The following is a 13,157-nucleotide window of genomic DNA, read 5'->3' on the forward strand; positions in this document are numbered from 1 at the left end:
AATCAGGCTAGGGCAGACTGCCGACAGTTTGTACAGCGAGCGTGTCGAGGAGCGCTTCGGCCACTCGTTCCTCCGGAACGGAAGTCCCACGCCGGATCAGTTCGGCACCGAGGTCCTCGTCCCACGGGACCGGTGTCACGCGTCCGACCTGAGGACCCTCCGCGTCCGATGCACGGATGTAATCTGCGGTGGTCAAGAGCCAAGGTTTCGCACCGATCCGCGCAACCACGGAGGCCGCGATGCGCAGGCCCTCGCCGTCGAAGTCACCGTGGTAGTGGACCACAGTTCCAGCGTCGCGCAGTTGCTCCAGGAACAGGATCCCGGCAGAGCTGGGCCAGCCGGAAGTACAGATCAGGGGCGGACATGTGCGCCCGAAACGCTCGAGCGCCAGGGCCAGGATGCTCGGGTTCTCGAAGACCCAGACCGCCGCCGGTACTCCGGTACGCAGCCGGCTGCGCCGCAGTTGGCGCAGCGTCAGCGGGGCCGCGTCGCCAGCGTCAGCGCACGCCCGCAGTACTGTCGCCACCAGGCTCGCGCCTGGCGGCCGGAAGCCGGCGACGAGCACCGTGGACGACAGTTCGTCGTCAGACACGCCAGCTCGTGTCCACAGCGTCCTACGCGCGATCGCGTCGGTCGGCAACGGTACGTCGAAGATCGCAGCCATGGCCTTGACAACCAGAGTGGCGCGTCGCGTGCCTTCGTCCAAGGCATGCGGATCGCCCAGCACCGCGTCGGCGAAGACGGGCAGTGGAGCGCCTGTCGCGGGGAGGTGGCGAATGACCTTGAGCACCTTCGCCAGTTCAGCGCGCGTCTTGTCGACCGAGCTGAAGAAGACGCCGGTATTTTCCACCGCGGTGACCCAGGGCTGCAGAGCCGGCTGTGCCTGGACCACGGGATGGGTACGCAGCCAGCTCCAGAGTTGGGCCTTCACGGCCTTGTTGTGGCGTATCTCCTCGGCTCGATTTCCGAGCGGTCCGAGGAGATCCGTGACGACGCTGTGGACGCTCTCGCCAACCGCCCGCTCCAGCGCGGCCATCGAGACGGTCACATACGAGTCCGGGAGACGGTCGAGCCCCAGAAGATCAGCGAGCGCCTCCCGCTCCGCATCACTCAGCGGCCCGACCCGCACACGACTCACTGTCAGTCCGCTCGACAGCCGCCTATGCACCTCCTGCCACACAGGCAACAGCCTCGACGAGTACGAGCGACGAGTACCCACCCGCCTAAACCTACCGTCCCGCCTCGTCTCGACGTGTCCGAAACGGAGCGGCGCCGGTCGGATCCCGTCGCCGCGGTAACGGTGGCATACCTCAGCAGCCCCCGTCGTTATCGCTACCTCGGAGAGGCGTTGAGGGTGATCGCGGCGCGGAACGAGTCTGCCCATTGAATGCTGTCGTGGGTCAGGACCTGGCGGCGCAATGCGCGCATTCGGCGGTGCCTTTCTGCCGGATCCACGGTGATCGCGTCGAGGATCGCGGTCTTCACGTTCTCGATGCTGTAGGGATTCGCGAGAAATGCCGAGGTCAGTTCCGGTGCGGCGCCGGAGAATTCGGACAGTACGACGGCGCCGTCCAGGTTGTGGTGGGTCGCGATGTACTCCTTGGCCACCGACGTCATTCCGTCCCGGGTAGGCGTGGCGATGAGCACGTCGGTGGCGAGATAGATCGCTGTCAGTTCCGCTGGGCGCATCGACCGTTGCAGGTAGTGGACGACCGGACGCCCTAGCGGCGCGAAGAGCGAGTTGATGCGAGCGATCGAGTCCTCGATGCCTCCGCCCAGGTTCAGGTACGTGGACGCGCCGCCCTTGGCGACGAAGTCGACGAGTGAGACGGCGACGAGATTCGCGGCGTCCACTTGTCCGTCGGCGAGCAGCTCGTACAGCGCTTGCAGCTGTCGATTCATACCCAAGGTCGAGTCGAGATCACGCATCCCGTCGACGTGGCCGAGGCGCTGCACGGTGAGCAGCACCGTACGCGGGTGTCCGAGATCCGCACGGATCTGACGGGCGCGTTGGATCGCTTCCGGTGTTCTGGCGACCGCTTCGATGCCGACCGCGTCGACGGACCCGGGAAACGCGCCTACCGTGATCTGCCGATCCTCGATCTGGAGCGTTCTCGCCTCCGGCCGGAGGCCGGTCAGGCTGGCGGCCGCCGACAGGAAATTCGTCGCACTCCTCGCGTTGTGGAACCCGATGGCGTCCGCGCCGAGCAGTCCCCGCACGATCTCCGTCCGGGACGGTAACTGCATGAACGGCTCGAGCGGTGGAAACGGGATGTCCAGGAAGAACCCGATCCGGAGATCGGGTCGCAGTCTCCGGAGCATGGCGGGCACCAGTTGCAGTTGGTAGTCGTGGACCCAGACTGAGGCGTTCTCGGCCGTCACCCCTGCCGTTGCCTCGGCGAAACGGCGGTTGACCACGACGTACGCCTCCCACCACGAGCGGTCTTCCGCCGGACGTTGCGTCGCATCGTGATACAGCGGCCATACGGTGGCGTTCGCGTAGCCAGCGAGGCCGTCACGGGTCTCGTCCTTCGCGACCGGCACCGACACGACGGTCAGTCCGGTGTCGTCGAACGGCTCTGGCCTCTCGTCCGCCAGACCAGGCCAGCCGACCCAGGCTTGCTGTTCGGCTCGCTGGGATCCCGGTGGTTGTCTGCGGAGCGCAGTGCGGAGAGCGCTCGGCCGTGGGATCCACTGCGGCGGCGCGTCGGTGGGCTTGTCGAGATCGAACGGCAGCTGTGCGGTGACGACGACGAACTCGGCGGCGACCGGTGCGAGATCGGCCCCGGCGCGTGGGAGGCCGCGTGTGCGGGTCGCTATGGAGCGGTGCTGGTTGCGTGAAAGCGCCAGTTGCCCCGCGGTCCCCGTACCGCGACGTTGAGGGCGGGGGAGGCCGCGAGCGGACAACGTACGTGCGAGGTGAGTGTAGATCTCGTCGAGCGTGATGAAGGCAGCGTCGTTCGGGAGACCGCTTCCGAGCAGGTTCAGCAGTTCACCGATGAACGCCGTATGGCGAGCGTCCTTGGGAGCGTGTGATGTCTGGGTCGCCGCAGAAGAGGTCAGAGTGTAGGTGCCCTCGATGTCGACCTGCCCGGACACCAGCGAGTGTGGGTCGCTCATGGCCTCGATGGCGCGACCGGAGAAGCAGCAGTCGAGAATCAGCACCCGATTGGTTGCTGGGCTGTCGAGGAACGCGTGACGGATGAACTCGAAGGGCATCGCCGTGTAGTTGACGTGCCCTGGCTCGGTCGTGGAGAGACCGAGGTACAGCGCTCCGTGTCGGTCGACCAGGCCGTGTCCCGCGTAGTACACGAGGAATGTGTCGGTGGCAGCGCGCGCCTCGTCACCCAGGAGCACGCCGACGGCGCTGGAGCGGTCCGGGTTGTGGACGGTCTGGAGTTGCTGGAACGACCCGTTGTGCTCGTCGCCCAACTGCCGTTCGAGGTCGGTGATGTTCGCGTGAACGCCGGGTAGATCGTCGAGTCCGGAGTCCTCGTACCGCCCGGTGCCGATCAGCACGGCGCGCGAGGCAGCCGGGTCAGGGAGTCGCATCAGCTGTCACTTGCCCCCAGGACCCCACGGATCGTCGCCTCGGCGTCCTTGACCCTATGGGCGGTCACCTTGACGGTACGCTGATGAGCAGATTCGACGATCTCCACCGTCACGTCCGATCGGCGGGTCCGCAACCAGGTGGCGATCGCGCCGGCCAGGACCGTTGCGGCGCCACCGCTGCCGACGGCGACGACGAGCAGGTCGATCACCGCTCCCATGTCCTCTGGGCTCCGGTGCGACCTCTCCATGGTGACGCGTCCGCGGAAGGCGTCGTCCGTGGCCAGCCAGTCCCGGAGGGAACGCAACTCGTCCTCGGAGTCCTGTCCGGACACCCGAACCGTCACGTTCATCGCGGAACCTCCCCAGTCCTGATCTCGGCGCCGACCAATCGTAGGGCCTACCCGGTGACCTAAGCCACCGGAGCTGTAGCGGAGCGTCGTTAAGGTTTCTGCTGATGCGGCGAGGCACATGTATGCAGGCGTGCCCTGCTCGACTTCAGGTGACGTGTCGGTGTGTTCGGTGAGTGATTCCGGAGATGCAACCGCAATCCGCTCCCGTACAGCCTCAACCGGGTCGCCCAGGACGGTGCTCGCGATTGAGCCATAGGCTGTGGAGTCACCGCCAGAACTGCGATTCCGATCTGCCGACGTCGAAGACGTCCCAGCAGGCCCGTGTGCGGATGAACGAGAAGGCGTCCTGCACGGATAACAGTTGGCCCAGATCGCGGTGTTCGGTGCTGCCGACTGGGGAGAGAGCAGTTCGACAACGTTGTCGTCGCGACAACATGCTGTGGTTGCCGAAATCTGACGCAAGTGCGGTTGCGGGCTCCGTAACGCTCTGTGTCGACCGTGCGATGGAGCGGGTGGTGGGGAAGAAGCCGCACCTCAGCCCGTGGATCGCGGAACAGTCGTAGGGCTGAGTGCGGCGCTACGTGCGACTGAAGCATCAGATGCGAGCAGTTGCGTCCTTTCCCCGCCTTGGTTCGGCAGTTTGTCGCTGCCGTTTCGTCGAGGGCTGGGGGACAGATGGTTGACTACCGAAGTTTCTTCGAGGTCGGTGACGTCGAGGATTTTGAGCACGAGATCGATAGGCAGCTGCATAGTTGGCTGCTGAGCAAGAGCCTCCGCCTCGAGGCGCTGCCGACCGGACGCCAGATTGTTGCTGAAGGCACCTTTGTGGACGTGGTTCTCGACGTGTCGCCCGATGGTTCGAGGCGGCGGCGGATCCGGCTGAGTGAGCCGTCCGGATGGACGACGCAGCTCACAACGGAGGTGGGACCGCATCAGCCGTCGTCGGTCTGGCTCGAGCTCGATGCCGCCGAGCCTGGCAGCTGGACTGCAACTCCAGGTCTCGTCAGGCGGCTTGTGGACGCGTTTGATGCGACGGATGGTCTGGCGATGCTGCGTGGTCAGCCGGTAATCGTTCGCGAGGACGACGTCGACGACCTTCTTGACGTCGTCTGCGATCCGGACCGCCGAGGGTTCGTGTTCGTCGCCGGTAGTTCGGATCTGCTGCCGTGGCAGGCGTGGACGCAGCAGGTAGGGGCGCTGCTTGCAGAGACAGTTGGCCTGGCGGGCGCGTATCTGATGGATCCGCACGCCACCGTAGCCTTCGCGGATCGAGTCGGGCATTCGCATGCGGTTCCAGCAGGCGGTGTTCGGACATTCCTGCCGGAAGCCGATCCGGCTGTCCGCGTTGACGGGCGAAGGCATCGCATCCTCGGGCCCGCGCGGATCGCCGCTGATCCTGACTGGAAGCTCAGGCGCATGCTGGGCTGGGCGAGTCGGGAGCAGCTTCTCGGCCAACAACTGCCACCCAGGTTCAGCCGCGTCGACCGAAGTCTTCAGAGAATCGAGACGGAGACGCTGGTCGACCAGCTCTCCCCTGGGCAGCAGGAGATCTTCCTGTCCGACGGACCTCCTGCGGAGACCTCCGCCCGCGAGGTCAGCACAGGCCCAGCAGATATGCTCACGATAGGGCCGGATGTAGTCGCCGAGCCGAGGCCGTTCGCTGGGTTGGATGTCGCGGTTGTCGACGCTCTCCAGGAACTTACACGCGAGCTGCTGGGCAGCACCGACCTCGGAATCGAATCGATCGCCGCGATTGCGCGTCTTGCAGAGCATGGGCACGCGACACGCGAGAGTGTTGGCGAGCTACGTGCCAGGCTCCTGTCCGACCTCGAGCAGATCGCCAACCTCGAAGACACGCAGGCTCGTCTGCAATCGGAGCTCGAAGACGTGCAGTTGTCCTGGGCCGAAGAACTCGAGGCGACTAGTCAGCTACAGGACCAGGTCCGGCACCTGCAGCGCGAGCTCATGCAGGCCGGCTTGGGCAACGACGCTTGGTCCGAGGTGCCGCTCGAGGATCGTACCAACCCACCGGAGAACTTCACCGAACTCTTCGAGCGGCAAGACGAACTGAAGTACCTGGTCCTGACAGCGGATCAACGCGTTGCGGAGGAACTGAATGACCACGACTTGCTCGGCAACAGTGCCTCCAAGGCCTGGACCGCGCTCCTCGCGTTGAATGACTACGCACGGGCACGCGAGTCGAAAGCGTTCAACCAGGGGTTCCATGCGTACCTGAAAGATGCTCCCGCCGGTTATCGCAGCTACTCGGCTCACGGCCACAGCCCGGTGGAGAGCCCCACCGTGAAGAACAACGGCAAGTTTCACGACTGCCGAGTGTTCCCGGTTCCAACCAGCATCGATCCATCCGGCAGCCGGTACATGGATGCCCATCTCAAGCTCGGGGCGAAGAAGTCGATCAGCCCGCGCATCCACTACCTCGACGCTGTCGCGCTCGACGGCAAGATCTACGTCGGCTACATAGGCCGCCATCTACCCAGTCCGAAGACCAACTGATCGCAGCAGAGGGAACGACGTTCCGCTCAGCCCCGCAGGTCGTCGAGGCCCAGCATCACAAGGTGCAGGCTTCGCGATCTACGGCCACCTCCAAGCAAGCGCTCGGCTCTTTCGGCCTTATCCCTCGGCAGATGTAACAAGGATTGGCGGGCGCCTCGACTTGCGTGCCTGCGCAGTGCGGCTCGCCGATTCAGGTGCGTAAAGGGTGCGCAGCCCGGTTGGCCGGCCTGCTGATGGACGTGTCGAAGACCTCGACCTGGCGGTCCAGGGTTTGACGCGTTGGTTAGGTCCACCGGGCGTTCTCTGGGTCCCAGTCCTTGCCGCGGGCTTGGCCGCTGATGAGTGGGTCGGCGAAGGCTGTGATCACGGCGACTGCGTCCGCGAAGCTGGTTGGGTAGCCGGTGGCGGCTGGGCCTTGGCGTCGTAGCCATGCGGTGTAGGAGGGCTGTCGTCGCTGGGCGAGGTCGGTGATGCTCGAGCTGAGTGGTCGCAAGGTGATTTGTCGGTGGGCTGCTGTGGCTTTGAGAGCGGAAGATACTTCGTCGGCGTGGAGGGTGTTGGCGCGTAGCAGGCGGTAGAGGTCGCCGTAGTCGCGGTCGCGGGTGTTGAGGTCGCCGAGTTCGATGGCGGTGGACAGTTTCTCGGCGATGACGGTGGCGAGTGGATAGCCGAGGATGGTGAAGGTCCCGGCTTCCAGTAGTTGTTGGTACGCGATGAGTTGGGGCTCGGGGGTGATGGGATCGCCCAGACTGACATCGAGCTGGAGCTTGAGTTGTGCACGGGCGATCGAGGCGGGCATGACGAGTCGGAGCCCGTGGTAGCGGCCGTCGTCTCGAATCGGCGCGGTTCTCAGGCTTGTGCTGTCGAACGTGACGCCGTCGTCGACTTCGGTCGCGGCGATCGCCCTGATTCGTCGGATGATCTCGGTGTCTTCGCCGGTGAAGGCTTGCCCGAGAATGTCGATGTCTCGTGTCGTGCGGCGTGCGCCGAACTGGGCGAGGAGCAGGCCGCCTTTGAGGACGAAGTGTTCGCGGCCGGCTGGAGATGTGGCGAGCCGGTAGAGGAATCGTTCGAGGACGTACTCGACCATGACTTCGTCGGTGGCGCGCTTTTGTCGGCGTGCTGAGTTGCGCAGGTCGTTGTAGATGCGACCGGCAACGGTGTCGCGGGCCGGATTGACCATCAGGCGAGCACCGCTTCGACAGCTGGCCGGATGACGGAGAGGGCATGCAGTTCGCGGGCGATCTGTTGGAGATTCCCGACCCCGTTGGGCCCACTGGTTCGCAGGTAGCGGCCGAGTGCCGCCAGGGCTAGTGTCTGGCCGATGCGGTTACGGTGGCGCATGGCGTCGACCACGCTCCGGGCGGCGTCGTAGACCGGCACGAACTCGCCTGGTGCCGCCTCGTACTGCTCGATGTTGAGGTCGAAGGTCTTGGCCGCGTACTGCGCGACGACGACGGGCGGGTAGGAGATCGCCGGACGGCGGGTGCCGCGCGGTACGGCGATGTGTACGGCAGCCGGTATGTCGTCGATCAGATCGTGCAGCGCGAGCGCGGACTCGCCGCAGACGACCGCGTGGGATGCTCGTGCGTGCACCGCCAGAAGATCGAGGTGCGCAGTCTCGGGCGCGTCGGACCGCCGGTAGACACCGCGCGAGAGTTCAATCGCAGCGCCTTCGCTGACCAGCGTCGCCAGATCCCGCGACGGCACGCCGGCCCGGCGCGCATGCGCCGTGGTGAAAGTGCGCGGCAGCATCGTCAGGCGTTGGTGTGCGCGATGTAGCGGCTCGACGGGCGTCATGTACCAAATCATACCCGGAGATGGTGTTAAAGGGTGCGATTTGGTACCGAATGATCTCGGTGGGCCTTGAGATCGGCGCAGGCCAGCGTGGTAATCACGGGGTGACTCCGGCTCGCCTCCGATCGCGAGCGTCGCCCCAATCCCGGCCCCGACCGAGACGCTCTCCGGCGTCGTCGACATAGGTGCGTTCCGAGTGGTCCGTGACCGCCCACCAACGCGAAGTCTCGGTCGAAGATGCTGGTGACCGCGTCGAGTCGTCTCCAAGTCTGATAAGCGGAAAGTGTCGGTGCTGTCGCGGACAGTGTCCTCATGGACGGGTTTCTCGATGCGCTGCGTGCGCAGGTTGTTCTGGTTCTGTCGATCGCGGCGCTGCAGTTCATGGCTGTTGGATTGCACGCGCCGGTCGTGCTGAACGTCCAGGCCAGCACCTCAAAGCAACCGGTGAACCGGCTGTGCCGCTGGGCGGTGCGCTCGGTACAGGCCGGCCTGATCGCGACGTCGACCGTCTTCCACCTGTTCTTGATCTGGTCCACCGGGATGCTGATCGCTCGGGTCGACAAGGCGACCGGGCTGATGACCGGCCTGTACGGTGTTGTCGCTTTCGTGGCCGTCTTCGTCATCACGTTCCGCGAGGGGAGGCGGGCCTTCTCCGAGCTGAAGTGGACTATGGACAAGGGCCTCTTATGGACGGGGTACATCAGTGCGGCCCGCCGTCAGGTGTATGCATTGCTGGTACGTATCGGTCTGGGGCTGATGATCGTTTCTCCCCTCGTGGGCATGGTCGCCGCGACGGACGCAGGCGAGGTGTCCCGGCTGTTGGCGTATTTCGCGGCGATGATCCTGATGTGCCTGGCCGCGGTCCCAGTCGCCATCGCGCACCCGCGCCATTTCGGTCTGACCGATTTCATGGCGGCCGTCGGGCCACTGTTCCGCGAACGGTCTGAGTCGGACTCGCCGGGAGGCCGCCGGTTTACCCGGCTGAGGGATGCGTGGGAGCTGGCCTGGATCCCGAGTGACTTCACGTTGAAGGCCCGCGCGGCGGCAACGGTTCCGGACCACGCCCGCGTACGGCGGGCTGTCCGTCCGCTCCGGTTCGCGATCCTCCGGCAGTACGCCGCGCTGCAGCCGCCGAGTCGCCGGGCCTTCCTGTCCGCCGCCGACACGCTCCTCGCCGAGTTCGCCGAGGCTGTCGTCAAGCCGGATGACATCAAGGGAAACCCTGCGATCCGCCGGGCTGTTCAACTCGTGGTCGCCGACGACCTCAGCGTCCTCGAACCGACCTGGGCCACGCCACCCTCGATCATGGACAACCGCGCCTGGGCACCTGGCGCTCGCCCGCGGGCCTGGCGGCTGTCGTCGCGATCGTCCCCCTGGTAACCGGCTTGCTCACTATCGTGAAAGAGCTCGCCGGCCTGCTCAAGTAGCCGCCGAGGCGAGCTTTATTCCTCGGACTTCGATGTCGATCGGGACTCGGGCGGACTGCAGCATGCGCGCGGCCTGGATCAAGGCGACCTGTGCGAACGGAAAGAGTGTGCTGGGCGTGACGGCTTCGCCCTTCTTGAGCAGGATGCCGAACACGACCTTCGTCGGCACGAAGTCGTGCGGTAGCTCGCGTCCTCGTCCTTGCTGCCGTACGAGCTCTCTGAAGCGGGTCCGTGCCTGGGCCGATCCTTCGAGACCTTGTACGGCGACGCAGGCTTGACTGAACAAGTGGCTCAGCGGTGAAGAACTCGTGGCTTGCTTGACGTGGATCAGCTCGTTGTCCGGCCCGAGCAGATCGCAGGCCTCGAAGCCCCACTTGTTGTGGAACTCGTCTTTGACACCTCGGCGGTCGAGGCAGATGAAATTGAAGTCGGGGTCGAGCGCCGAGTTCTCGTTGTAGTCCCGTTCGGTTTCACCAGGTCGCCACGCCCGGAGCGCGAGGGCCGACCTGGTCTCGAGCAGTTGGTGTACCCGTTGCCGCAGCCGGTTGCGGTACTCGGCGTCGATTTCATACCACCGGCCGTCGACCATGGCGAAGTGGCGGTCCTTCGGCAGGACTGCAGTGGCCTCCAGCCATTGGACCGCCTTGCTGCTGCCGACCGGGTGCGTGCACGCCTCGTCTTTGAAGGCGTACACACGGCCGTCGCGAAATGCCTGCAGTCTGGGGCGTTCCCGGACGATCCTCGCCTGGTTCAGCAGTCGGTCCAGAGTCACCTCCAGGGAGGTGCGGTTGCTCTTGCCCAGCCGCACCTTGAAGGCGCGGATGTCCTCGATCCCCTCTGCCAGGTCCATCGGTACGACGGCGCTGAGGCGATGGCTGATGTTCTCTGGTGTGTCGGTCAGGAGGTTCTCGATGTCGTCGTCGAGTTGATCGACGAGGTCGGTATCCCGGACCGGAGTGATGCGGTCGATGAACTCGAGTTCCGGACGCCGTTCCCGGTTGAGAACGCCGGTGATGGTGCGAATGTCGGAGACGAGCTCGACCGGATCGGTTGCCAGCCGGATCTGTAGTCCGACGCCGCCGTCGACCGAGGTCGCCTGCGTCGGACGCGAGCGACTCAGCTGGATCGTCTGCGACTTGCCGCTGGCGCGTCCGACCAGGTCCGCGTAGGCGTCGGCGACGTCGAACGCCCAGATCGCGGATCCGTTGGGCATCAGCGTGACCTCGGTCCGACCTCGGGCACCGGGCCGGCGTCGCATCAGCTTGTGCACGTGCGTCGGGTCGAGGGCGCGGATCGCGAACTCGAGCCCGAACCGATGGTCCTTCGCCTCACTGGGAAGCAGCCGGTATCCCTGTCCGTAGGCGATCGCATACGCGGCATCGTCCACGATCAGCTGGAGTAGGCCGGCGGAGTGCGTGTCGGCGAAATGCACGGTGTGGCCGAGCGTGCGGGAGGCGGCCGCGCACCACTCGGCGGATTCGCCGGCCTTTGTGCGAAACGAACCCTGGACCCACAAGCCGGAGCAGTCCGCTACCGCGACTGGTCCGAAGTCGAGGTCTTCGAGCTCGTCGAGCTGTTCGTGGTCGAGTACATCGAACAACTCGTCGGCGCTCGTGGGCGTTCGCCACAGCCGGTGAAGCGTGACCTGCCTGGTACGCACAACCTTCTCCGCCATCGCCACACTCCCCCCGGCGTCACTCTCCGTGCTGTTCTAGGACAGCACGGTGATCCCGGCATCGCACCTCATCCCGGCGAGCCGACGCAACCGGCACAAGAGACACTCGGCTTCGTTGCGCCAGCAACCGACTGGGCGGCTCGGGCCGAGTGCGCGCTGAAGATAGCTGACACCCTCCTCGAGTTGATCCGAGGCCGACCGGTGACCTGCTTGTCCGACTGTGCTGCGTCGGAGGCAGACAAACATCGATCCGTGCCCGGTGCGGGCCAGAGGTAATCGCAGGTCAAGGGCAAAGGTGACAGGTGGAAGATGCTGACAACGGTCGCCACCAGCGAGACTTCATAGTTCGGAGCAGCGTCGAGAGCGCCGCTCATGCCAGATCGGGGTCGTCGAACGCGTGTTCGAGGGCTTGGGCGGCGGTGGGGTTGGCGGGTTGGCGGCCAATGTAGGTGTCTTGGGTGATGGAGACTTTGGCTTGGCCTAGTTGGTCGGCGATTTGGCGGGCGGTGTGGCCGGCTTGGTCGAGGGCGGTGGCCGTGGTTTTGCGGAGTGCGTGGGAGCGGATCCAGGTGAGTTTGTCTGACTCGGCGGGTTGCATGGCTTCCTCGAGTTGTGCGGCCAGGCCAGGACCGTCATCGAGGGCGATGCCGTAGGTCTTGGTGAGGCTGGAGATGAGTCGATGGTTGGGTTTGATGCGGCCGGTTTCGATGAGTTCGATTCTGGTTTGGGGCCAGCCGAGGGTCTGTGCGACTTGCTTTCGGCTGAGGTGAGTCTGGCGGCGGAGTCCGCGGAGGGTTCGGCCTAGTTCGCGTCGGGCGGTGCTGCCGACGGGGGAGAGGGCGGTGCGGAGGGAGCGACGGGTGTTGGAGGGGTCGCGATGGCCGCCGGTGGTGTTGGGGAAGACGGAGGCGTCGGGGCGGGGGCCGGTGGTGTGGCGGCCGCGGAGCATGGCGGTAGCCCAGTTGGGGAGGCTGAGGGTGCGCTCGCCGGTTCTGGACTTGGTGGTCTTGCGGATCAGGCCTTCGCCGGGTGGCCGCGCGATGGTGTGGGTGATTTCGACGGTGCCTGCATCGAGGTCGATTTGGCGCCAAAGGACGGCGAGGGCTTCGCCGATGCGGACGCCGCTGCCGAGCATGAACGTGACGAGGTCAGGTAGGTCCGCGTCGACGGCGTGTTCGTCGGCGGCCAGGCTCCTGTTCAGGAGAGTGACTTCTTCGGTCGTGAGCGCTCGGGGTGGGTTCTTGGGCTTGGCTTCGATGGCGTCGGCTTCGCGGGCGGGGTTCGTGGTGATGGCGCCGTAGCGGACGGCGAGTTTCATCGCACCGGAGATGACGGCGCGGCAGGTTCTGGCGGTGGGGGCGCCGGCGTGGTGCTTGATGTTTGTGAGGACGGTGTCGAGGCGCTGGGTGGTGGCTTCGCCGATGTGGAGTTCGCCGATGGCGGGACGGAGATGGTTCTTGAGGGCGCGTCGGTAGGTGGTGAGTGAGGTGGGTGAGCGTGTTTCGTCGGCGACGAGTCCTTCGAACCTTCGCTCCCAGAGGTCGAGGAGGTGGTTGACCTTGTGGTTCGTGCTGAGGTCACCGGAGTAGTTGGTCTTGGCGCGGTTCTGGAGCTTGGTGAGCAGTGCCGTTCGCGCGGCGGTCTTGGTTTTGCCGGTGGCGGTGACGGCGCGGACTTTGCCGTCGTGGTCGCGGAACCTGGCGTGGGCCAGGTGCTTGGCGGGCTTGCTGTTCTTGGTGGGCTTCAGGGTTCTGGTGGAGATCTCTCCCCAGGTTCCGATGGGCAGCGGTGTCCTCGGCATGTGTTGCCTCCAACCGGTGTGAGCGTTACCTGTTCAACGCG

General features: G+C 65.4%; 9 protein-coding genes. 2 read left to right on the forward strand and 7 right to left on the reverse strand.

All coding sequences use genetic code 11. From position 1 onward, the window contains the following. Positions 1-7 precede the first annotated feature (7 nt). From OHA18_RS25815 to OHA18_RS25825, 3 genes are read right to left on the reverse strand one after another with little or no spacing between them, the layout of a single operon-like run. Entirely contained in the window at positions 8-1,384 is a 1,377-nt protein-coding gene (locus tag OHA18_RS25815) for a TIGR02679 family protein (protein WP_328997875.1), read from the reverse strand. Next, complete coding sequence (locus tag OHA18_RS25820; protein ID WP_328997876.1) at positions 1,333-3,552, reverse strand: caspase, EACC1-associated type; 2,220 nt, start codon at positions 3,550-3,552, stop codon at positions 1,333-1,335. The genes OHA18_RS25815 and OHA18_RS25820 overlap by 52 nt, the downstream gene beginning before the upstream one ends. After that, positions 3,552-3,902, reverse strand: coding sequence for an effector-associated constant component EACC1 (locus OHA18_RS25825; protein WP_328997877.1), 351 nt, complete (start codon positions 3,900-3,902; stop codon positions 3,552-3,554). Before OHA18_RS25825 ends, OHA18_RS25820 begins: the two co-directional genes overlap by 1 nt. Positions 3,903-4,577: 675 nt before the next feature. Between OHA18_RS25825 and OHA18_RS25830 the strand changes: the two genes are divergently transcribed. After that, positions 4,578-6,416, forward strand: a complete 1,839-nt coding sequence (locus tag OHA18_RS25830; protein WP_328997878.1) for a hypothetical protein — start codon at positions 4,578-4,580, stop codon at positions 6,414-6,416. A gap of 283 nt (positions 6,417-6,699) precedes the next feature. Here the strand turns inward: OHA18_RS25830 and OHA18_RS25835 are convergent, their stop codons facing one another. Then, complete coding sequence (locus OHA18_RS25835) at positions 6,700-7,599, reverse strand: nucleotidyl transferase AbiEii/AbiGii toxin family protein (protein WP_328997879.1); 900 nt, start codon at positions 7,597-7,599, stop codon at positions 6,700-6,702. Further along, positions 7,599-8,216 (reverse strand): type IV toxin-antitoxin system AbiEi family antitoxin domain-containing protein, encoded by a 618-nt coding sequence (locus OHA18_RS25840; RefSeq protein ID WP_328997880.1) that lies wholly within the window; start codon positions 8,214-8,216, stop codon positions 7,599-7,601. Before OHA18_RS25840 ends, OHA18_RS25835 begins: the two co-directional genes overlap by 1 nt. A gap of 309 nt (positions 8,217-8,525) precedes the next feature. Between OHA18_RS25840 and OHA18_RS25845 the strand changes: the two genes are divergently transcribed. Then, positions 8,526-9,593, forward strand: coding sequence for a hypothetical protein (locus OHA18_RS25845; protein ID WP_328997881.1), 1,068 nt, complete (start codon positions 8,526-8,528; stop codon positions 9,591-9,593). Positions 9,594-9,632: 39 nt separating this feature from the next. Here OHA18_RS25845 and OHA18_RS25850 read toward each other — a convergent pair whose 3' ends face one another. Both OHA18_RS25850 and OHA18_RS25855 read right to left on the reverse strand, forming a co-directional pair. Continuing rightward, positions 9,633-11,315: a TIGR04141 family sporadically distributed protein gene (locus OHA18_RS25850; protein WP_328997882.1), complete on the reverse strand. Its 1,683-nt coding sequence runs from the start codon at positions 11,313-11,315 to the stop codon at positions 9,633-9,635. Between the two features lie 370 nt (positions 11,316-11,685). Continuing rightward, on the reverse strand, positions 11,686-13,116 hold the full coding sequence (locus OHA18_RS25855) for a helix-turn-helix domain-containing protein (RefSeq protein WP_328997883.1): 1,431 nt from the start codon (positions 13,114-13,116) through the stop codon (positions 11,686-11,688). Positions 13,117-13,157 lie beyond the last annotated feature (41 nt).

Source organism: Kribbella sp. NBC_00709 (genome assembly GCF_036226565.1).
Taxonomy (GTDB): Bacteria; Actinomycetota; Actinomycetes; order Propionibacteriales; family Kribbellaceae; genus Kribbella.